This window comes from Parasphingorhabdus sp. SCSIO 66989, from assembly GCF_032852305.1.
Lineage (GTDB): Bacteria > Pseudomonadota > Alphaproteobacteria > Sphingomonadales > Sphingomonadaceae > Alterisphingorhabdus > Alterisphingorhabdus coralli.
In genome coordinates, this window is sequence record NZ_CP136594.1 from 1,874,678 (window position 1) to 1,896,286 (window position 21,609).

Here is a 21,609-nt window from a genome sequence, read left to right on the forward strand (position 1 = left end):
GCAATCGGATAATAACGGCAGCAATAGCAACAATGCTGGTCAGCGCAGTACATCTAGCCAGAACAACAGTGCCGATCAGGAGGATTCTGAATAGCGATGGAGAGGCACAGATTGAACCTGCGGTCCACTCCACCCTTTGGTCGGACCCGCTGGCTATCCTTTCGTATGCATCCGGTTAATTGGATTACTATTATCGTGGGTGTTGTTGTTATCGGTAGTTATTTCGATTTATTATTGGGTGTTGACCTTCCGAAACGGGATTATATTGGAATTCCTCTGGTGATGTTGTTAGGGTGTTTAATAATATTCATCGCTGTTTACCCGGAATGTCTCTATCGCATCAGCTATGATGACGATGCGATCTATATGCGGCCACCCTGGTTTACCTGGGAATTGCGTCCCAAGCCCTTTGTCCGTCTGCCCTTTGACCATATTGGTCTGGTGACCGGAGAGCGTGCACCGATCAATCAGCTCTTCTATGGCAGCAACACCTTCACCCCGTTCCAACACGCCACTGTCTATCCCAGCATCTGGCCCGAGGACTGGGATGCAGACCAGGTGTTTCTGCTTACCGGCGCACAGTTGAAGGATCAGGAGTTTCGCGATCTTCTGTGGCTGATCAACGAGAAAGCCCCCGGCACGCTGGACGAGAATGTGATCGCTTTCCTCGAGAGTGAGCGCAGATTCTGATATGGTTTGGCACCCTTACTGGTATGAAAGTCAGCGGGATCGCGCCTTTGTATGATTTGAGGCCTGTCGCACAGGAATTACGAATTACAGTGCAGTTTACTCAACCCTTCGATCCTCTTTCCTGAGCCTTTCTGTCCTACATCAAAAGGCGCTGTTATGATTGTAGTGGCTCTTTCTCAATCTCGGTTTTGCGATTTTGCTTTGCGATAGAATAGGAGCTGGTGGCAATATCCTACGCTAGCATGCTTTTCTGAGCTTTATAGGTGTGAACTTTGTGAACTTAAGCGAGCGTGCCTGACACTCGTAACGGCATGACTTGATTCCTGATTGCCTTTTGTTTCACGCGAAGGCCGCGAAGATTTTTAAGGGGTTGCGCCTGGAGGAAACCCCTCCGCGCCTCCGTGTCTCCGCGTGAGAATAGATAGGTTGTTGCGTTAGGGTATGGCGCTTTCGTCGGCCCCGCAGAGACGGGGCCTGGGCTTCCTTTTAGAGACTCGCGCAAAGGCGCAAAGGCACAAAGAGGGTTATCCTTGATGCGGTCCCTTCGCGTCTTTGCGTCTTTGCGTGAGAATACTAGCCCCTACCCTTTAGGGGAGGGGTTGGGGTGGGGGCGTTCCAGAGGCGCGGCGCAAGTGGAGAACCCCCACCCCGCTGCGACTAAGCGCCTTCGCTAAAGCTACGGCGCTAAGTCTCACTGCCCCTCCCCTGAAGGAGGAGGGGGAGGAGTTGCGCGACCCCTTAAAAATCTTCGCGTTCTTCGCGTGAAACACTTTTGCGCAGATTCCGCAAAAACTGTCACCCACCCAAGAAAGGACAATCCCACAATAAAATACCTTATTCCCCAAAGCGATAGACAACCACACCCCGCCAAAACCCAAGGGTGACACACTGTAACCCTGTGTCACCTTTTGTTGGCTTTCGCCGCGACACGAGCCCCACAGAACCCATGGCTTGCACAACGCCAGAGAAGCGATACAGTGCGCACAAAATCACAACATATTCCAAGGAGAGAACAATGCTGGGTGCGATGCAGGATTTTGATTTGCGGGTGATGCATTTGCTCGACCATGCCGAGCGTGAGCATGGCGACAGGGAGATCATATCCTATTGGGCCGATGGCAGCGAGACGCGCAGCAGTTGGGGCGAGGTGGCCCGCGATGCGCGGCGTCTGGCCAAGGCACTGACCGCTATGGGCCTGCGGAAAACGGATCGCGTTGCCACTTTGGCGATGAACCATAGCCGCCATCTGGTGAGCTGGTATGGCGCGATTGGCATGGGTGGGGTGATCCACACCGTTAACCCGCGGCTGTTCGAGGATCAGCTCGAATATATCATGAACCATGCCGAGGATAAGGTGCTGCTCTATGATGCGATGTTCCAGCCGATCATCGACAAGATGAAGGACAAATGGACCACCATCGAGCATTATATCTGCTATGACCCACCTGCGGGCTCCGATGTTCAGGGTTTCGAGGCGCTGCTCGACACACAGGATGATGATTTTGCCTGGGTGACCGGCGATGAGCGCGATCCTTGCATGCTTTGCTATACCAGCGGCACCACGGGCAATCCCAAGGGCGTGCTGTATGAGCATCGCTCGACAGTGATCCATGCCATAGCCGAGATACAGCCGGCGGTGTTTGATTTATCGCCTGCCTCGGTGGCGCTGCCGGTGGTGCCGATGTTCCATGCGGCGGCCTGGGGCCTGCCTTTTGCCAGCGCGGTTGCGGGCGTGAAGATCGTCTATTCGGCGGTGAATGACCCGGCGGTGCTGACCATGTTGATGAACCGCGAAAAGGTAACCCACAGCGCCGGGGTGCCGACGGTCTGGCTTGCCATGTTCCAACATATGGACGCGACCGGCGAGCAGCCACAGCATCTGCAGGTGGTGACCATCGGTGGTTCTGCGGCACCGCGTGCCATGTGTGAGCGGATTATGAAAATGGGCTGCCGCGTCAATCATGCCTGGGGCATGACCGAGACCTCGCCCATTGGCACCATGGGCGCGCCTGCGCCGGGCTGGGATGAGCTAAGCCTGGACGAGCAACTTGATGTCGTTACCAAGCAGGGCAAAGTGCCATTTGGTGTTGAACTGCGCGTCGTCGATGATGACGACAATGTCCAGCCGCGCGATGGCCAGTCGAGCGGACGGCTGCAAATTCGCGGTCCCTGGGTGGTGAAGCGCTATTTCAAGGCCGAGGAGCATTCGCTGACCGAGGATGGCTGGTTCGATACCGGCGATGTCGCTGTGATCCATCCCGACAATGTGATGCAGATTACCGACCGCTCCAAAGATGTGATCAAGTCCGGCGGCGAGTGGATCAGCTCGGTCGAGTTGGAAAATGCCGCTGTCGGCATGGAAGGCGTGGCCGAAGCCGCGGCCATTGGCCTGCCGCACCCCAAATGGGACGAGCGGCCTTTGCTGATCGTGGTGCCCAATGAAGGTGCAACGCTGGAGCCGGACGCGGTGAAGGGGTATCTCTCCGACAAGATCGCCAAATGGTGGATGCCCGATGATGTGGTGTTCGTCGATGAACTGCCGCACACGGCGACCGGCAAGATCCTGAAGACGGCTTTGCGCGAGCAGTTTAAGGATCATGTGCTTTCGAGTGTTGAGGGGTAGGCGCTTGGAATAGTTTCACGCGAAGAACGCGAAGATTTTTAAGGGGTATGTGCGTTTTGCCTCTTCTTCGCGCCTTTGCGTCTTTGCGTGAGCATAATGTTTTTCTCCCCTGACGGGGAGAGACTTAGTTGGACTAAAACCCGAAATCGCCTTGTGCACCATGGTGGCGGGGCGGGATGAACAGGTCGGTACGCAGGCTGTAGCGGGTTTTGTCCATACCGTATTTGCGGCGCAAGGCGGTCATGCGTGTGGCGAGCAACTCCGCCCATGGCCCCTGTCCGCGAAAGCGGTTGAAGAAGCGTGGATCATTTTTGCGGCCGCCGCGCAGCGATTGAATGATGCTCATCACCTTTTTGGCGCGGTCGGGATAATGGGCGTCGAGCCATTCCTCGAATAAGGGCGCGACCTCATGTGGCAGGCGGACAGGAATGGCGGCAATGCCTTTGGCCCCGGCTCTTGCGGCTTCCATGGCGATGTTTTCCAGCTCATGATCGGTGATCGCCGGGATAATCGGGGCGATATTGATATTGGTGAAGATACCCGCTGCCGACAGCCGCCGCACAGCGTCCAGACGCTTAAGCGGGGAGGGCGCGCGTGGTTCCATAATCCGTGCTGTCCTACTGTCGAGCGTGGTGATAGAAATGGCGACCGCGGTAAGCTGTCTGCGCGCCAATTCTGCCAGCAGATCGATATCATCGGTCACGCGGTTCGATTTGGTGGTAATGCCAATGGGATGCAGCGTGTCGAGACAGACCTGCAAAATAGAACGGGTAATGCGATAGCGGTCTTCAATCGGCTGATAAGGGTCAGTATTGGTGCCGATCGCCAGCGGCTGCACAATATAGCCAGGCTTGGCCAGTTCGGTCAGCAACAGGTCGGCGGCATTGGGTTTGGCAAAAAGCTGGGTTTCAAAATCCAATCCCGGAGACAGGTTGTGATAGGCATGGGTCGGACGGGCATAGCAATAGATGCAGCCATGCTCACAGCCGCGATAGGCATTGATCGATCGGTCAAAGGGAATATCGGGGGATTTGTTGCGGGTGATGATAGTGCGCGGCTTTTCGACATGCACCTGGGTGCGTGGGCGCGGCTGTTTGCCGTCAATCTGTTCCTGCGCATCGCGCCAGTCACCATCCATGTTGGCTTGTTTATCGTCAAAGCGTGAGGAGGTGATGTTGCTGGCCGCGCCCCGGCCTTTATGAACGTGGCGATTGGCGTCGGGCCCCGGCGCAACCACGCCTTCGCCCGTCTCTGAAGAGCGGTTGGAGTGGGGATCGGGAACAGCTTTTGCCATGCCCCAAGGATAGAATGAGGGTTGAAACAAAACAAGAACAAAAATGTTCCTGCTGCTATTTCTCCGACAGTCTGGGCATCAGTTCGACGAAATTGCAGGGGCGATAGCGGCTATCGAGCTGATATTGCAAAATGCCGTCCCAGCCATCTTTCACCGCGCCATTGGAACCGGGCAGGGCGAAGATATAGGTTCCGCGCGCCAAGACCGCGCAGGCGCGCGATTGGATGGTTGATGTGCCGATATGTTCATAGCTCAGCCAGCGGAACAGCTCGCCAAAGCCAGGGATATCCTTCTTCTTGACCTGGTCCAGCGCCTCGGGTGTCACATCGCGACCAGTGAGGCCGGTACCGCCGGTGCTGATGATCGCATCAACATCGCGATCATCAATCCAGTTTAAGAGGCGCGCGACCAGCTTTTGCTTATCGTCTTTCTCAATGGCGCGGGCCTGCAGGTGATGGCCAGCAGCTTTGATGCGGTCGGCCAAGATATCACCGGAACTGTCGGTATCAGGGGTGCGCGTGTCGGAAACGGTCAAAAGCGCGATATTGATCGGGAGGAACCGGCGGCTCTCGTCAATCGCCACCGCTATGTACCTCGCTCAGCCGCACCAGCTCGCTGCCATTGCGATTGGGGAAGCGCGGCCACAGGCCCTGCGCCATGCCATGAGCGCTCTGGGAAGAGATGCCTGCCTGGGCCTCATATTTCCAATAGTTGCGCATCACGGTGCCAACATAGGCGCGGGTTTCATAATAGGGGATGGATTCGATATAGAGCAGCGGATCGTCCTGATCCTGGATGGTGCTGTTCCAGCGACCGACCGGAACCATGCCGGCATTATAGGCCGCCATGACTTTTGGCAGCAGGCCCTGTGTTTCGGTGCGCTTGCTGAGGGTCTCGAGATACAACTGACCCAGCGCCAGATTGACCTCCGGCTTGTTAAGATCTGCGGTGGAGACATCGAGACTATAGGCGCGCGCCATATCCTTGGCGGTGCCGGGACGCAGCTGCATCAGACCGCGGGCATTGGCCGGGCTGACAGCATTGGTGCGGAACGCCGATTCCTGCCAGACATGGGCATAGACCAGCGCCGGGTCGACCTTCCAGCCATTGACCGGCGTCCATGATGGTGCCGGGAAATTGGCAAGATCAGTCGGCGTAGCATTGTCCGGTGCATAATGGCCGAGCCAGGCCTGCAGGCGCGGCATTGCCATCTGTCCGGCGATCTTGACCAAGATATCATGATCCAGACCATTGGCGCGGCGCGCTTCATGGCGGATCAGCTCATCGGCAAGGCTGTCGCGGCCCAGGCTGGAGAGAGCGAGCGCCATCTTTGCATTGGGACTGCGTTGCAGCGCCTTGCGTTCATCAGAGGTCAGCTCGGTGCTGACGGTCTGGCTGGCCAGCGGCATACCCAGCGCCTCGCGTGCCAGCAGGCTGTAGAGAGCATCCTTCTGCTGTGCGGCCGCGCGCAGTGAGGCTTCCACCTTTGCAGGTTGGCCAGAACGCATCGCCGCGCGCGATGCCCAATAATAGCCCGCGCTCATCAGCTCGGGATTGCTGGCGAAGGTGCCAGCGCGATGAAAGGCGTGCTCGGCCCGTGCATAGTCTTTCAAACGCCATGCCGCGAGACCATGCACCCAATGGCTGTCAGCGAGCCATGGGCCAGAGCCGGTGATCGCCTGTGACGAAACATCGAGAGCCTTTTGTGGCTGGTTTTCAATATAATAGGACCAGGAAATACGCTGAAGCCACTCGGTGCGGCTTGCATCGTCAATGCCATCATCAACGGACTCAAAATAGCGCATAGCCCGATCGGGGTTGCTGTCCTTGATCGCGTCCAGAATGGCACCGGCATGGTGTTTGTGCAGACTGTTCCCGCCCTTTACCGAGCGGGGCTTGCCGCGCACCGGCGGACCTTTGTGATAAGAGAGGTGACGCTGGGCGTCATATAGCGAAATATTGGTGGCGCCGCGCCTCTCGGCAAGGCGGCTCAACTGCGCAGCTTGCGGAATATAGGGCGCATCGCGCAAAAGCTTTTCCAATGGCTCGCGCTCCACGCGAGGCGAGTTAGCCGCTAGATAAAGCTCGGCACGGAAGATCGGCGAGAGCAAATCATCTTTCGCGGTATCTGCAAGCTCCTGCGCGCGTGCCCAGTCCTGACGATCCAGCGCGGCGAAGAAATCGCGCGCGCGCCCGCGTTCTGAGCGTGACAATGCATTCTTGCTGTCTTGCGATGGACCATGTTCGGCATAATAATCAAAGCTAGTGGTTGCCGGAGCAGTAGCCATGGCAGGTGCGGCGGGTAAAGCCACACAAGCCGCCAGACTAAGTCCTATCAGCGATTTACCCATTCATCAGTCCCTTCAGCCTGAGCCAGTCTCTCCAAGCCGATCCCTTTATCGCCGGTGTTTTGGCCAGGGAACGCGGATGGAAGCTGGCGCTTGCCGGAATATTGCCGCCGTTAAGGTTAATAAAGCGTAAAGACCTGCGATTCTCGGCAAGGTCTTTTTCGGTCACAGCCATATTTGCGGTCTTGCTGCAAAGCATCACATATTCTGGCTGAAGCAATCCGGTCTGATGCGCGACCAGTTTGCGCCAGAACGGTCTCGTGCTGAGTTCTGCGTCAGCGTCAGCGCAATATTGCGGCAATATGCTGACAAATGCGCAATGATTCCGAGAGATTCCAATGGCATGCAATATCGCATCAAGCATGGTACCAGCCGCGCCGGAGAACAAAGCATCACTATCGTCCTCATCCGGCATATCGCTGATGACCAGCAATCTGGGTTTGGCCTGTACTGTCGGCGCTATGCTCGGGCCTATGCCGCTGACTGTTTTCAGTGCGTCGCTCTCGGGCCACCATTGCAACAGAGCATCCAGCGTATCGGGGAGTGCGATGTCCGTATCTGGTGGAGGCTTTTGTTCTTCAACTCTTGCAATAGGCTTTGGTGTCTGTCTAGTCGAGGAAGGCTTGGGATTGATTGGTGCAGGCGCAGTCTCTTCTTCAAACCAGCCTTGTGGTGCTTCGACATAATCCTGATCAACGCCCAGTTCTTGCCACCACTCCCAATAGCTTTGCAGCGCCTCAGCGGACATGGTGTCAGCGGCATTGGGGGCAGAATTATCGCTCATATTGGCTTTTGAACCGGTTTCTTTCCGCTTTCAGGCTGCGATGCCGTAGGGCAAATGACAAGCCCCTTGGTCAATGCGTCGCTTTTCGCTATCGGATTATGCAATCCAGCGCAATTGCGCACCATATATGTTCAAGCATTACCGCCGTGGGAGAGACGGCGATACAGGAGTGAATATGAGCGAACGGGAATCCATGCCTTATGACGTGGTGATTGTTGGCGGCGGCCCGGCGGGTCTGTCGGCGGCGATCCGATTGAAGCAGCTTGCCGCTGAATCAGGCAATGACATTGACGTCTGCATATTGGAAAAAGGTTCGGAAATCGGCGCGCATATCCTGTCCGGCGCGGTGATTGATCCGCGCTCGCTCGATGAGCTTATCCCCGATTGGCGCGAAAAAGACTGTCCGATGGCGCAGACACCGGTGACGGATAACCAGCACTGGATCCTCACCAAGACCAAAAAGTACGAAATTCCGCACTTTCTGCTGCCCTCGTTCATGAACAATAAGGGCACCTATACCGGCTCACTCGGCAATCTCTGCCGCTGGCTGGCGGAGCAGGCGGAAGAGCTGGGTGTCGAGATTTTCCCTGGCTTTGCTGCTGCGGAAATTCTTTATAACGAAGATGGTTCGGTTAAAGGTGTTGCCACTGGCGATATGGGCATTGCGCGTGATGGCAGCAAAAAGCCCGACTATGAGCCTGGTTTGGAGCTGCACGCAAAATATACCTTCTTTGCAGAGGGTGTGCGTGGACATCTTACAAAGATTCTCAAGAAGCAGTTTTCGCTGGATTCGGACAGTGAGCCGCAGGTTTATGGCCTCGGTATCAAGGAACTTTGGGATATTCCTGCCGACAAGCATTTCCCCGGCCGCGTTATTCACTCACAGGGCTGGCCACTGACTGAAGGCTCCAATGGCGGTGGTTTCCTCTATCATCAGGCCGATGGTCAGGTAGCGCTCGGCTTTGTCACCTGGCTTAACTATAAAAACCCGCATTTGCGCCCATTTGAAGAGATGCAGCGCTGGAAAACCCACCCGGAAATCCGCGCTATTCTCGAAGGCGGCAAGCGTGTTTCCTATGGCGCGCGCGCGATCAATGATGGCGGGTTGCAATCCATCCCCAAGCTGACCTTCCCCGGCGGTGCACTGATCGGCTGTTCTGCCGGTTTCCTCAACGTGCCGCGTATCAAGGGCACGCATACCGCGATGAAATCAGGCATGATGGCCGCAGAAGCCGCTTTTGCCGCGATCCACGAGCAGCGCAGCAGCGATGAGCTGACCGCCTATACGGATGCTTTTGAAAGCAGCTGGGTCAAGACCGAGCTCAGCAAGGTGCGCAATGTCGTGCCGCTGGTGAAGAAGTTCGGCGATACGCTGGGATCATTCTTTGCTGGTATCACCATGTGGGGTGAGCATCTGGGTATCAAAATGCCGTTCACTATGGGCCATAAGCCTGATCACACCTATCTGGTGCGCAAAGAGCATGCGCATGAGATTGAATACCCCAAGCCAGATAATGTCATCAGTTTTGATCGTCTGTCTTCGGTGTTTCTCTCCAATACCAATCATGAAGAGGATCAGCCGGTTCACCTGACGCTGAAAGACGCCGATATCCCGATTGCGCACAATCTGCCGCTCTATGATGAGCCTGCTCAGCGCTATTGCCCGGCGGGTGTTTATGAGGTGGTGGAAGAAGATGACGGCTCCAAACGCTTCCAGATCAATGCGCAGAACTGCGTCCATTGCAAAACCTGCGACATCAAGGACCCGACCCAGAATATCAACTGGGTAACGCCCGAAGGCGGGGGCGGGCCAAACTATCCCAATATGTGATGCCATCTGAGCTTAGCCAGATAGCGCCAGCAAAGTTAAACCTCGCGCTGCATGTAAGACGGCGGCGCGACGATGGCTATCATGATCTGGAAACGCTGTTCTGCTTTCTGGGTCATGGTGATTGCCTGACCGTGGGCGCGGCAGATGCGCTTTCGCTGGAGATTGTCGGGCCATTTGCTGATGAACTGGCGGTGGACGAGGATAATCTCGTCCTGCGCGCCGCACGCCTTATGGCTGGGCAGGCAGCTTGTGCGGCCAAAGCGCATATCATTCTGGAGAAGAACTTACCCATAGCCTCGGGCATTGGCGGTGGTTCGGCAGATGCGGCGGCTGCCCTGCGGTTGCTCAATCGCCTTTGGGGGCTGGACTGGTCGCCGGTACGTCTCGCTGAGCTCGGACTGGCGCTGGGTGCGGATGTCCCGGTCTGCGTGCATAGCCGCTATTGCGAAGCGCAGGGTGTGGGTGACGTCATGACGTTCAGTGCGCCTATATTGCCGGACAATACCCCGATATTGCTGGTGAATCCGAAGCAAGCGATTTCCACTCCGGCGATCTTCAAAGGCTGGGATGGTATCGACAAAGGGGCATTGCCTAAAGCCCGTTCACTGACAGCATTGCAGCATGAGATGCGCAATGATCTGACGCCATCGGCGGTTGCGATCTGCCCAGAAATTAAGCGGATATTGGATGCTTTGGGTGAGACCAATGCCGAACTGGTCCGCATGTCCGGCTCCGGTGCTACCTGTTTTGCCGTCTATGCCGATACAGCCAAGCGCGATGCGGCGCAGCGGACGATAGAAACACGCTTTCCCGACTATTGGACGTTGGCCAGCCATACGCTGAACCATGACTTTTAATCCGGTCGATTTCACACCATCACAACAGGGTGCGCCGCTGGAATCGCTGCTGATTATCGGCGATCATGCCTCTAACAGAGTTCCCGATGATCTTGATCTCGGCCTTGCGCCCTATGTGATGGATACCCATCGTGCGGTTGATCTGGGTACGGCGCAGGTCTCGGCGCTACTGGCCAGGCAATTTGGTTGTGCGGTTGCCAATGCCGCCGCCTCTCGCTTGGTGGTCGATCTCAACCGCCATCGCGATGACCCCGATGTTATCCCGCATGCCAGCGATGCGGTGGAGATCCCGGCCAACCAGATTGGAGAGGCTGCACATGAGGCAAGGCTGGTCACCTTTTATGACAGCTACCACGCCCGTGTTGGCGAAATCATAGAAACCATCCGGCCCAAGTTACTGATCTTCCTGCACAGTTTTGCACCGATGCTGGATAGCAAGCGGCATCAGGCGCGGCCTTGGCATTTCGGTATCATGTATGATCATGATCCAAGGGCAGGGCAGATTGCGCTCGATTATCTTTATGCCCGCGATATTCCGGTCGGCGATCAGCTGCCCTATTCGGGCAAAATCTATAACAGCACTATCAACCGCCATGGCGATGATCGCGGTATTGCCAATCTCGGGCTGGAGATACGGCAGGACTTACTGTTGGATGATCCGCGCTGTGCCGCCATGGCACAAACCGTAGGCGATATGGCAAAGATGATATTGAGCGCGCTCAAAGGGCAGATATAAATCACCTGATTCTGCACTTTGGCTCTGTTTTTTGGAAACTATCTTTCGTAAGAGGCTTTTCATGAGCAACAGATTTGACAAAAACAGCCTTCCCAGCCGCCATGTTTCTGTGGGGCCAGAACGTGCGCCGCATCGCAGCTATTATTATGCCATGGGCCTGACCGAAGAGGAGATTTCGCGTCCCTTTGTTGGTGTGGCCTCTGCCGGTAATGACAGCGCACCGTGCAACACCACTTTGAATGCGCAGGCGGATATCTGCCGCGAGGGTGTGAACGAAGGTGGCGGTATGCCGCGTCGGTTCAACACCATTACCGTGACCGATGGCATCGCCATGGGGCATCAGGGGATGAAGGCCTCACTGGTCAGCCGCGAGGTGATTGCCGATTCGGTGGAACTCTCGGTACGCGGCCATTGCTATGACGCACTGGTGGGCTTTGCCGGTTGCGACAAGAGCCTGCCGGGCATGATGATGGCGATGCTGCGCCTCAATGTTCCGGCGATCTTTGTCTATGGCGGCTCGATCCTCCCGGGCGTTTATCGCGGCGAGGATGTGACGGTCGTCGACGTGTTCGAAGCGGTGGGCCAACACTCTGCTGGAAACTGCCCGCTCAAGGAACTGACAGCGTTGGAAAAGGTTGCCTGTCCGGGACATGGTGCTTGTGGCGGCCAGTTTACCGCCAATACCATGGCCTGTGTCGGCGAGGCGATCGGCCTGTCACTGCCGAGCAGCAATATGGTCCCTGCAGCCTATAAATCGCGCGAGGAAATTGCCCGTGCCGCTGGCAAACAGGTGATGACGCTGGTCGAAAACAATTTGCGCCCACGCGATATCTGTACCCGTGAGGCATTTGAAAATGCAGCTAGGGTAGTCGCGGCTACCGGCGGGTCAACCAATGCCGGGCTGCATCTGCCCGCCATGGCGCATGAAGCCGGTATTGATTTTGGCCTTGATGATGTCACCGCCATGTTCCGTGATACGCCTTATATTGCCGATCTGAAGCCGGGCGGCCGCTATGTCGCGAGTGATCTGCATGACGCCGGCGGCGTTTATATGGTGATGAAGAGCCTGATGCGCGAAAATCTGCTGCATCCTGACTGCATCACCGTGACCGGCAAGACGCTGGGCGAAAATATCGAGGAAGTGACGTGGAACCCCGACCAGAAGGTGGTGTATGACGTCAAGGCGCCCATCACCCCGACGGGCGGCGTGGTCGGCCTTAAAGGCTCGCTCGCGCCCGAAGGCGCGATCGTCAAAATTGCCGGCATGCAGCGGTTGAGCTTTACCGGCCCGGCGCGGGTGTTTGAGTGCGAGGAAGATGCCTTTGCTGCTGTCGAAGCGCGCGATATTGCCGAGGGCTGCGTTATTGTGATCCGCAATGAGGGACCACGCGGCGGCCCCGGTATGCGCGAAATGCTGGCAACAACAGCAGCACTTTATGGTCAGGGCATGGGTGAGAAGGTCGCGCTGATTACCGATGGCCGCTTCTCCGGCGCGACACGTGGTTTTTGTATCGGCCATGTCGGCCCGGAAGCGGCGATGGGTGGCCCTATCGGGCTGGTGCAGGATGGTGATACGATCAGCATTGATGCCGAAGCAGGCACGATTGACCTGCATGTTGACGATGCTGAATTGGAAAAACGCCGCGAAAGCTGGAAAGAGCATCCCAATGAATATGGCTCTGGTGCCATATGGCGTTACGCGCAAAATGTCGGACCTGCCGCCAATGGCGCGGTAACCCATCCCGGAGCCGTAGAAGAGCGACATGTTTTTGCTGATATTTGATCAGAGGTTTGGCAAATAATGCACTATAATATCAAATTTTCTGTTCTGCTGCTTTCATGCGTACTAGTGGCCGGATGCTCTGACCCAGAGGAAGAGGCCGCTGAGTTAATCAACCGCGATGACGGCACTTTGGCCTGTGCATTGGCCGGGGCAGAAGACTTTACCCGCAATTGCGATGTTGAGCGCGTCAGTAATGATGACGGCAACCAGATGATCTTCCGTCATCCCGATGGCGGATTTCGCCGCTTTGACGTGGTGACCGACGGCCGAGCATTGGTATCAGCCGATGGTGCGGACGAAGCAAAGGTCACTATTGTCGAAGACGGGCTTATCGAGGTGCAGGTCGAGGATGACCGCTATCAGCTACCTGCGCGCGTTGCAGACACAGCTACGGACACAAATGCCAGCTGACCATCTGCGTCGTGATCTTACGGGCCGCGCCATTCTCTCGGTGGCCGAGACGCAGGCTGCTGAACAGGCGGTTTTTGACAGCGGGACATCGGTTGAAGAGCTGATGCAACTGGCTGGCGAGGGCGCTGCCGAACTGATCTGGCGTATTGGCGGCACGACCCCGACGCTGATCCTGTGCGGACCCGGTAATAATGGCGGTGACGGTTATGTTATCGCGGAATATCTGCGGCAAAAGGGTGTGGATGTTCAAGTCGCGGCTATGCGCCTGCCATCCAGTGCTGCCGCAAAATGGGCTGCCGAGCGCTATCAGGGTAAGACGGTGCCGTTAGATCAGGCGACATCAAGACCACAGGCCGTTGATGCGCTATTCGGCACCGGGCAGGATCGTGACCTTTCGCCGGAAATTGTTTCTGCCGCATGTCCTCTACTGAAAGCAGCGCATCGGCGCATCGCTGTAGACCTGCCCAGCGGCATCGACAGTGACAGCGGCGCGGACCGGGAATCCATGGTGCATTATCATCATTGCATTGCGCTTGGTGCCTATAAATATGCCCATTTTGAGGGCTATGGCGCCCATATCTGCGGCGAGCTCTCGCTGGTGCCCTTGCCGATTACTCCACCAGATATGGTGCCCTTAACGCTTGCAAAACCAGCTCTCCCGGCCCCTGAAACTGACAGCCACAAATATCGTCGCGGCATGGTTGTCGTGGTGGGTGGCCCTATGACGGGAGCGGCCATATTGGCGGCTCAGGCTGCGGCCAGCTCGGGCGCAGGCTATGTTTTGATTGCCGGGCAAGGGCAGGTGCCTGGCCAACTTCCGGCAGATATCATCTGGCGAGATACCCGGAGTGACGCATCCTTGCGCGAATTGCTGGAAGATCCGCGTATTGATACGGTAGTTATTGGTCCTGGGCTGGGCCGCGATGATAATGCACGTCAACGTCTGGCGATTGCGCTTGATGCAGATGCCAAGCTGATGATCGATGCCGATGCACTCTACATATTGGAGCGGGAAGCGCTGGAGAATGTTGCATCGCGTGCTGTTCTGACGCCGCATAGTGGCGAGTTTACGGCGCTTTGGCGCTTATTGCCCTCGGATGAGGCGAATGATTATCTCGGCAAGATCAAGCGCACCCAATTGCTGGCGGATGGGCTGGGATGCACCATTGTGCAAAAGGGACCGCTCAGCGTCATCGCTGCGCCCGATAATTCTCCGAATGTTGATGTTCTGGGTAGCAACTGGCTTTCTGTGGCCGGAACCGGCGATGTTCTGTCAGGCGCCATTGCGGCGCGACTGGCAACGGCGCGCAGCACGCCGTTTAAGGCCGCGCAACAGGGCCAATGGTTGCATAGCCATGCCGCGCGGCTCTTGCAGCCTCCGTTTACGGCATCACAGCTTAGTCATGCTTTAACAGAGGCTGTTCATGCCTGCTTGGACGAAGACAGCAGCCAATGACCGAAGATGACCGGCTGATTGTCCGCCTCGCAGCACGCGGCGATGGTGTCACTGCGTCAGGACAGCATATTCCCGGTGCTGCCCCCGGCGATAAAGTACGCGAGGATGGCGGTCTGGAGCATGGACCGCATCACGTCACGCCGCCCTGCCGCCATTATGATCTGTGCGGCGGCTGCTCGCTGCAACATGTCGATGAGGAGAGCTATGCCGGTTTTCTAAGTGATCGGGTGGCGTCCGCATTGGCGGCACAGAAGTTGACCGATATTGCGATAGCCCAACCGCATATCTCGCCGCCGTTCAGCCGCAGACGGACATCGCTGCGCGCCATTCGCCATGGCAGGAGCCTGAACCTGGGCTTCAATACGGCGCAATCACACCGTGTTGTGGATGTCGTGCAATGCGATGTTCTGCACCCCGATTTGCTCAGTCTAATTGCTGCGCTGCGAGCGCTTTTGCAGGACTGGGAAGATCCGCGGCTCAATCTGACAATTTATCTGAATCTTGCCGATCAAGGTATTGATTGTGCACTCAAGAATATCGACCCTGACAGCCTCGAAAAATATGAGAAGCTGACCGATTTCGCCAGCCAACAGCAATTGGCGCGTCTGGTGATAGATCGCGGCGATGGCTGGGAAACGCTGTACGAGCCGGAACCGGTGACGGTCAGCTTTGATGGCCATGCCGTCAATACGCCGCCGAACAGTTTCTTGCAGGCCACTGTGCAGGGGGAGGCTGCCTTGGTGGAGGCAGTGCGTCATGGTTTGGGCGACGCCAAAATCATTGCCGATCTGTTTTGCGGCATCGGAACATTTGCGCTCAATCTGGTGCAAGGGCGTAAAGTCTATGCTGCCGAGGCCGGGCGTGACGCGATATTGGGGCTGAAGGCTGCAGCGGGCAGGGCGGGGCTTCCGGTCTTTACCGAACATCGCGATCTCTACCGTCGGCCACTATCAGAGCAGGAAATATCGCGTTTTGAAGCAGTTATCATCGATCCTCCGCGCGCAGGTGCCAAAGAACAGGTGCAGATGATTGCGCAGTCTGATCTGGCCAGACTGGTCTATGTCAGCTGCAACCCGTCAACCTTTGCCCGCGATGCCAAGTTGCTTTGCGATGCGGGATGGGTTTTACAGCAGGTGCAGCCTGTAGGACAGTTTCTGTGGTCCACCCATGTCGAGTTGGTCGGGACCTTTTTGCGATCGGCCGATTAGCTCTGCCAGACCACACCATCCTGCGGTCGCCGATTGACGCTCAGTTCAAACACATCGGGTCGTGAATAATGGCCATCAACGTCCAGCGAAGCCAAGCCTTCACCGATGCTATTCAAATCCAGCTCAGCGCTTATCACTTCGCTCTGACTGCCGGCCTCGGCAAGGATTTCGGTATCCGGCGCGATAATCTGGCTGTTTCCGCGTTGTAGCTGACCTTCGGGCATCTGCTCGAGCAAGGCGCGTGCTTCGGCATTGCCACCGGCACGCTCAAGGCCTTCGAGAACATTGTCGCGATGCTGCACTGTGCCGGCCGCAAGAACAAAACATCGCCCTTCAAATGCATAATGGCGAGAGGCTATCGAATAGCTCTCACGCACCGTCGGCCATGCGGCCACATGGATTTGCTCACCCTGATTATGCATCGCTGCGCGGGCCAATGGCATCCAGTTTTCCCAGCAGATCAAGCTGCCAACCATCGTCCCATCATTGGCACAATGCGTTTCCAGTGTCGAACCATCGCCGCGCATCCAGATCAGCCGTTCACCATGGGTCGGTACCAGCTTGCGATGGTTCAGCGGGTGCTGTCCCGGTCGGAACAGCATCTGATTATTATACAAGGAGTTGCGTATCCGCTGATGCGCGCCCACCGACACCATGACGTCATGGCGGTCGACCAGTTCCTGCACCGGTTCCAAGCGTGGATCACCCTCGACAATGGCATTGTCCAGCATGATCCGATGCAATGCTTTACTGCCCGGATGATCCCATAGAGCGGCATCTGATGCCTCATCCAGCCAAAGCGGATAGCCACCCAGAAAGGTCTCGCCAAAAGCAATCAGCTGCGCGCCATTCTTTGCGGCCTGGTCGATATGTTCGATCAGCTGGTTTATGCCATCACCTATGGCGAGCGGGACTGGAGCAGCCTGAACTATGGCAGCGGTAAGAGTCTTGGGCATTTTTGATCCTTTGGGCGAAGTCCTATGCGCTTTAAGCGCTCTATACCGTGTTCGCCCGATGGACCAGAATGTTACGCCTCAGCCGTGCGAAATGAATACCGCAATGGCTGCATGCACAATCATGGCTATCAAACACAGGCTGGCCAGCGCAAACACGGCGAAACGGACAACAACCCGGTTTACCGTGACTTGCACAAGACTATGCACGATCCGCAGAACGACATAGCCCCAGGCAAGCATCAGATTGAGGCCGGTGCCCAGTCCGAGCAGATGGAGCACAATCGCAGTTGCATAGAATAGCGTAGGTTGCTCCATCAAATGATTGTAATTATGCGCTTTCCACTGGACTTCGGGCGGCAGCGTATGGTCAAAATCTCCGCCCTTGCTACCCACCATATTGGTGGCGTCGATATTGGCCTTGTTCATGGCAGGGATGCGGGTGGCGTACATCCACACCCACATCACCATGCTCCAGACAAGCAGTGCGACCACCGGCTGCAGGATAAATCCGGGCATTCTTCTCTCCTATAATCCCGTAAATACGATCACAGCATGTTGAGTAAAGCCGTCAATGCAAGCGCAATCAGGCAGATGGTCGCTGCAAGGAAAAGCATGAAGCGGATCATCACGGTATTGACCAGCGACTGCCACAGGCTGTGGGCGATGCGCAGGCCAACATAGGCCCAGGTCACGCCGATGGTGAGAGTGGAAACGCTGTCCGAAAGGGTCAAGATGATCACAGTCGCGTAGAACAGTGTCGGCTGTTCCATCAAATGCGTATGGTTATGTGACTTCCATGCGACCTGTGGCGGTACCACCGGGTCAACGTCCGGGCCGCGACCGCCGGGCTGCGCGCTCATATCGATGCCCAGTTTCTTCAGCGCTGGCAGCCGGGTTCCGGCCATCCAGAACAGCATGATAAGGGTCCAGAGAACAAGTACGATTGCGGGTACAAGAAGGGCAGTGTTCATGTGACGGAGAACTCCTGTTGATGGGAGCCCCTGACTGCTTCAATGGCAATAGATTGTCAAATGCAACCTATCTTGCGCATGCATTTTTATCGCGAAAAGCTGATGACATTGTCCGCTGAGAGCAGCCCGGTCTGGCTGCCGTCATAAAGGCTGGCCATTGGCGCATCCTCAACGTCGAACTGCAGTGTGTCGCCAAAGCCGTTAAAGGCGGTGCGCATCGCCGCGCCATAGGCACCGATCATGCCGATTTCGATATAGTCCCCGGCCCTGATACTTTCGGGTAGCAGAAACGGCCCCGCCATATGGTCGAGATCATCGCAGGTCGGCCCGAAAAAGCTGAACTCGATATAATGCTCGTCATCATTGCCGAGCGCCTTAACCGGGAAGCGCCAGCCAATATGCGCGGCATCGAACAGTGCGCCATAGGCACCGTCATTGATATAGAGCTCATGGCCGCGCCTACGTTCGACGCGGACGATCAGGCTGTTATATTCCGCACAGAGCGCACGACCCGGCTCGCACCATAATTCGGCCGAATAGCTGATCGGCAGGCTTTCAAAGGTACGGTCGATAATGCCAAAATAGTCACGCAGCGGCGGCGGGGTCATATCAGGATAAAGTGACGGAAAACCGCCACCCACATCGACAATATCCACCGTAACCGAGGCATCGACAATCGCCGCACGCACCCGCTCCAAAGCCTGGACATAGGCATGCGGGGTCATCGCCTGACTGCCAACATGGAAGCAGATGCCCAGCGTATCGGCCACTTGGCGACTTTCCTGCAAAAGCGGGGTGATCTCATCACCGACGGCGCCAAATTTTGCCGCAAGGCTGAGTTCTGCATGTTCGGACGAAACCCGGATACGCACGCAAAGCGTCAGATCATCGGCGTCATTGGTGGCCTCACGGATCTTCGTCAGCTCATCCTCACTGTCGAGGGAGAAGATGCGCACACCATGGGTAAAATAGGCTTCGCGGATTGCTTCGCGCGTCTTCACCGGATGCATAAAGCACAGCACCGCCTCAGGCAGCGTTTCCGCGACAATCCGCACCTCGGCAATCGAGGCGACATCATAATGGGTAATGCCTGCGTCCCAGAGGTGGCTGAGCAATTCGGGAGACGGATTGGCTTTGACCGCATAAAGCGACTTGCCGGGGAAATGCTCAACAAAATGGCGCGCGGCACGGTGCGCGGCATGCGGACGGTTAAGCGTTACGGGCTGGTCAGGCTGGAGCCTGTCAATCAGCGCTGTGGCATCTGGGAAGCTGGACAACTCAAGGGACCCCCAAAACATCAGTAAAGACCAAACGCTGCCTTGCGGTTTGGAAGTCCCCTTGGGGCAGCGGAAGGGCGAGATAATCTCGCAAATTGCAAAAGTAAAGGCCTAACGTCCGCACCGGTGAAAAAGTTGCAAGGCTTGTCCAACAAAAGGTGACACAAGTGACACCGTGTCACCCTGTAGATCGACGGCGGTCTCTGATTAAATATTTCTGTTTTTCAAAAGCTTGATTGCCAGATATGCCATCCACATTGAAGGTGACAGATTCTAACAATGAGCAGAAAAATCAGAAGGACAGATCAACAGATAAGAAAGAGCCATCGCGATCATAGCGATAGAGAGAGGGGTAGGACACAGCAGTGTTCTGGGACTTTTAGGGCTTTTCAATAAGCTGACGAAGCAGCATAAGAGTTCCCTGCTATTTCAGCAGAGATGGATGCGCCACCTTGGTTGTTGGCTGCCGAGCCATATCAGACCCAGCGATGATTTTATGAATAGACTAATGCAACTGCTAGATGTTCCGGAGAAAAGGAAAAACACAGATATTGACGCTGTCACCATATCCAGAATCAATGGTCTTTTTTCCGCTAGCTGTGACGAATATCTGGCCTTTTGCCGAATATATGGAAGCGTTGGGATTGCAGACTTTCTATGGATTAGAAGTCCGATAACAGAAAATGAGTTTTTGAATATTTTCTCCTCCTTTGAGAGGATTTTGCCAACTCTATTTTCACCCGAGCAAAGGATCATAAAAGACCGCACAATAAGGAGAAGCGATGACAGGTGGAATTTTCTTCCATTTGCCGTCTCTGATAATGGTGATGAGTTCTTCATCGTGGAAAACCGGGTTGTGGCGATACCTTCTCGTGATCCAGATTATTTTGACACACAATTATCCCTTGAAGATTTCCTATGCCATGTGATGAATGGTGCTTACGTAGAAGAATTATTTCCGGTTGATCTGGAATTCAGAAAAGAAAGTATAGCAGCATATGCTTAGCTGCTTTCCTGAATAGCAAACAGTCGGCGCGTTTAACCTGGCGGGATGAGCTAAGGTGGATCTGTTTACATTGGCGCGGAGATAGCCAATCAGCTCAACCGATCCCGGAATGTCGTCCAGTCAAACTCTTTGACACAGCGCAGCTCATCGGTTTCGCTGTTCCACAGCCAGATTGAGGGCAGGGCAACCCCGTTAAACGTGGTTGTCTTGACCATCGAATAATGCGCTTGATCGAGAAAGGCGAAGCGCAGGCCCGGTTCTGCGGGCCCTGGCAGGCGATAGTCGCCGATAACATCCCCCGCAAGACAGGATGGGCCGCCCAGCCGCACCGCCTCGCCATCGCGTTGTTCATGCAGCATGGCCGGGCGATACGGCGCCTCGATCACATCGGGCATGTGGCAGGTGGCGGACACATCGGTGATCGCGACAGGCATATCATTGTCAAACACGTCGAGTATTTCACCTACCAATATCCCGGCATCCAGCGCGACAGCTTCACCCGGCTCGAGGTAAACCTCGCACCCTGATGTCTCGCGCAAATCCTCAAGAAACGCGACCAGTTCCTCGCGGTTATAATCATCGCGGGTGATATGATGGCCGCCGCCAAGGTTGAGCCATTTCAGCTGATCAACATGGTCGGCGATATAGGGCACAATCGCTTCCCATGTCTCATAGAGCGGCTCAAAATTCTGCTCGCACAGCGTGTGGAAATGCAGGCCGTCTATGGTTTCAAAATGGGCTTCATTGAGTTGATCAATAGGAAAGCCAAGTCGGCTATGCGGGCTGCACGGGTCATATTTCGCAACTTCACCAAGCGGTGTCATCGGGTTGATGCGCAGGCCGATATCAAATTGCTCACCACCATCGCGCAGGCCACGTATAAGTGCGCTATGCGTTGCGATCTGACCAGGTGTGTTGAAGATCAGATGATCAGAGATTGCGGCGATTTCGGGTAGTTCAGCCGCCTTATAGGCAGGTGAATAGGTGGCGATTTCACCTTCATATTTGTCATAGCCGAGCCGGGCTTCCCAAAGGCCCGAAGCGCAGACACCATCGAGATACTCGCCGATCAGCGGCGCGACTTCCCACATGGAGAAAGCCTTGAGCGCCGACAGGATATGCGCGCCGGAGCGGTGCTTGATATCGGCCAGCACTTCCAGATTGGTGCGCAGCTTGGCCTCATCGATTACAAAAGCGGGCGAGGGCACGCGGTGCAGATCAAAATGGGCAAAGGCGCCCGGGTCTCCGGCTTTGGTTTCCATCTGAGATTTTCCTTCCCGTTCGCCTCAAGCGAAGTCGAGAGGCTATCGAGCGTCGCTAAGCGTGTCTCGACTTCGCTCGACACGAATGGAGGAGGTGTGTCAAGCGGTGCTGGTGA

19 protein-coding genes are annotated in these 21,609 nt (G+C 56.0%); 10 read left to right on the top strand and 9 right to left on the bottom strand.

Annotated features, from left to right (window positions below; translation table 11 throughout):
* Positions 1-165: 165 nt before the first annotated feature.
* Together RB602_RS08790 and RB602_RS08795 are read left to right on the top strand one after the other, a co-directional pair.
* Positions 166-690 carry a hypothetical protein gene (locus RB602_RS08790; RefSeq protein ID WP_317080190.1) on the top strand — a complete coding sequence of 175 codons (525 nt, stop codon included), beginning with the start codon at positions 166-168 and terminating at the stop codon, positions 688-690.
* Between the two features lie 1,015 nt (positions 691-1,705).
* Positions 1,706-3,313 carry a long-chain fatty acid--CoA ligase gene (locus tag RB602_RS08795; RefSeq protein WP_317080191.1) on the top strand — a complete coding sequence of 536 codons (1,608 nt, stop codon included), beginning with the start codon at positions 1,706-1,708 and terminating at the stop codon, positions 3,311-3,313.
* Between the two features lie 133 nt (positions 3,314-3,446).
* On the opposite strand, the gene RB602_RS08800 is transcribed toward RB602_RS08795, so the two are convergent.
* Genes RB602_RS08800 through RB602_RS08815 form a run of 4 tightly spaced genes read right to left on the bottom strand, consistent with a single transcriptional unit; the run spans position 3,447 to position 7,739 of the window.
* Positions 3,447-4,607 carry a PA0069 family radical SAM protein gene (locus tag RB602_RS08800; protein WP_317080192.1) on the bottom strand — a complete coding sequence of 387 codons (1,161 nt, stop codon included), beginning with the start codon at positions 4,605-4,607 and terminating at the stop codon, positions 3,447-3,449.
* A gap of 55 nt (positions 4,608-4,662) precedes the next feature.
* Positions 4,663-5,190, bottom strand: coding sequence for a molybdenum cofactor biosynthesis protein B (moaB, locus tag RB602_RS08805; protein WP_317080193.1), 528 nt, complete (start codon positions 5,188-5,190; stop codon positions 4,663-4,665).
* Complete coding sequence (locus tag RB602_RS08810; protein ID WP_317080194.1) at positions 5,180-6,958, bottom strand: lytic transglycosylase domain-containing protein; 1,779 nt, start codon at positions 6,956-6,958, stop codon at positions 5,180-5,182. Before RB602_RS08810 ends, moaB begins: the two co-directional genes overlap by 11 nt.
* Positions 6,951-7,739, bottom strand: a complete 789-nt coding sequence (locus RB602_RS08815) for a uracil-DNA glycosylase family protein (RefSeq protein ID WP_317080196.1) — start codon at positions 7,737-7,739, stop codon at positions 6,951-6,953. Before RB602_RS08815 ends, RB602_RS08810 begins: the two co-directional genes overlap by 8 nt.
* Positions 7,740-7,914: 175 nt before the next feature.
* On the opposite strand from RB602_RS08815, the gene RB602_RS08820 reads away from it, so the two are divergent.
* The 7 genes from RB602_RS08820 (at position 7,915) to RB602_RS08850 (ending at position 16,021) form a co-directional block, all read left to right on the top strand.
* A complete protein-coding gene (locus RB602_RS08820) occupies positions 7,915-9,570 on the top strand; it encodes an electron transfer flavoprotein-ubiquinone oxidoreductase (RefSeq protein ID WP_317080197.1) in 1,656 nt (551 codons plus the stop codon).
* Complete coding sequence (locus tag RB602_RS08825) at positions 9,570-10,427, top strand: 4-(cytidine 5'-diphospho)-2-C-methyl-D-erythritol kinase (RefSeq protein WP_317080198.1); 858 nt, start codon at positions 9,570-9,572, stop codon at positions 10,425-10,427. Before RB602_RS08820 ends, RB602_RS08825 begins: the two co-directional genes overlap by 1 nt.
* Entirely contained in the window at positions 10,417-11,163 is a 747-nt protein-coding gene (locus tag RB602_RS08830) for an N-formylglutamate amidohydrolase (RefSeq protein WP_317080199.1), read from the top strand. Before RB602_RS08825 ends, RB602_RS08830 begins: the two co-directional genes overlap by 11 nt.
* A 61-nt stretch (positions 11,164-11,224) precedes the next feature.
* A complete protein-coding gene (gene ilvD, locus RB602_RS08835; protein WP_317080200.1) occupies positions 11,225-12,946 on the top strand; it encodes a dihydroxy-acid dehydratase in 1,722 nt (573 codons plus the stop codon).
* 18 nt (positions 12,947-12,964) lie between these two features.
* Entirely contained in the window at positions 12,965-13,357 is a 393-nt protein-coding gene (locus RB602_RS08840; protein WP_317080201.1) for a hypothetical protein, read from the top strand.
* The gene (locus tag RB602_RS08845) at positions 13,347-14,813 is read left to right on the top strand and encodes an NAD(P)H-hydrate dehydratase (protein WP_317080202.1); all 1,467 of its coding nucleotides are present in this window, start codon (positions 13,347-13,349) and stop codon (positions 14,811-14,813) included. The genes RB602_RS08840 and RB602_RS08845 overlap by 11 nt, the downstream gene beginning before the upstream one ends.
* Positions 14,810-16,021 carry a class I SAM-dependent RNA methyltransferase gene (locus tag RB602_RS08850; RefSeq protein ID WP_317080203.1) on the top strand — a complete coding sequence of 404 codons (1,212 nt, stop codon included), beginning with the start codon at positions 14,810-14,812 and terminating at the stop codon, positions 16,019-16,021. Before RB602_RS08845 ends, RB602_RS08850 begins: the two co-directional genes overlap by 4 nt.
* Here RB602_RS08850 and RB602_RS08855 read toward each other — a convergent pair.
* The 4 genes from RB602_RS08855 to RB602_RS08870 all read right to left on the bottom strand — a co-directional run bounded on the left by RB602_RS08855 (position 16,018) and on the right by RB602_RS08870 (position 19,225).
* Entirely contained in the window at positions 16,018-16,977 is a 960-nt protein-coding gene (locus tag RB602_RS08855; protein ID WP_317080204.1) for a carbon-nitrogen hydrolase family protein, read from the bottom strand. The two genes, RB602_RS08850 and RB602_RS08855, sit on opposite strands and share 4 nt — an antisense overlap.
* A gap of 78 nt (positions 16,978-17,055) precedes the next feature.
* Entirely contained in the window at positions 17,056-17,493 is a 438-nt protein-coding gene (locus tag RB602_RS08860; RefSeq protein ID WP_317080205.1) for an MAPEG family protein, read from the bottom strand.
* Positions 17,494-17,522: 29 nt separating this feature from the next.
* Positions 17,523-17,948 (bottom strand): MAPEG family protein, encoded by a 426-nt coding sequence (locus RB602_RS08865; RefSeq protein WP_317080206.1) that lies wholly within the window; start codon positions 17,946-17,948, stop codon positions 17,523-17,525.
* A gap of 86 nt (positions 17,949-18,034) precedes the next feature.
* A complete protein-coding gene (locus RB602_RS08870; protein ID WP_317080207.1) occupies positions 18,035-19,225 on the bottom strand; it encodes a type III PLP-dependent enzyme in 1,191 nt (396 codons plus the stop codon).
* A gap of 508 nt (positions 19,226-19,733) precedes the next feature.
* Between RB602_RS08870 and RB602_RS08875 the strand changes: the two genes are divergently transcribed.
* The gene (locus RB602_RS08875) at positions 19,734-20,231 is read left to right on the top strand and encodes a hypothetical protein (RefSeq protein WP_317080208.1); all 498 of its coding nucleotides are present in this window, start codon (positions 19,734-19,736) and stop codon (positions 20,229-20,231) included.
* 89 nt (positions 20,232-20,320) lie between these two features.
* Here RB602_RS08875 and RB602_RS08880 read toward each other — a convergent pair whose 3' ends face one another.
* Positions 20,321-21,493 carry a carboxynorspermidine decarboxylase gene (locus RB602_RS08880; protein ID WP_317080209.1) on the bottom strand — a complete coding sequence of 391 codons (1,173 nt, stop codon included), beginning with the start codon at positions 21,491-21,493 and terminating at the stop codon, positions 20,321-20,323.
* Positions 21,494-21,609: the final 116 nt, after the last annotated feature.